Below are 250 nucleotides of genomic sequence, written 5' to 3' on the forward strand. Positions count from 1 at the left end.
GGAAATGACCTGGCCACCGGTGAGGATGGCGATGTCTTCCAGCATGGCCTTGCGGCGATCACCGAAGCCCGGCGCCTTGACGGCGGCGATCTTCAGGCCGCCACGCAGCTTGTTGACGACCAGCGTGGCCAGGGCCTCGCCTTCGACGTCTTCCGAGATGATGACCAGCGGCTTCGAGGTCTGCACGACAGCCTCGAGGATCGGCAGCATGGCCTGCAGGTTGGAGAGCTTCTTCTCATGGAGAAGGATG

Annotated in this window: 1 pseudogene; it reads right to left on the reverse strand. The window is 63.2% G+C overall.

Annotated features, from left to right (window positions below):
• Positions 1–250: pseudogene (gene groEL, locus BQ8794_RS27350) on the reverse strand (chaperonin GroEL); the annotation flags it as partial.

It is taken from the genome of Mesorhizobium prunaredense (genome assembly GCF_900156895.1).
GTDB lineage: Bacteria > Pseudomonadota > Alphaproteobacteria > Rhizobiales > Rhizobiaceae > Mesorhizobium > Mesorhizobium prunaredense.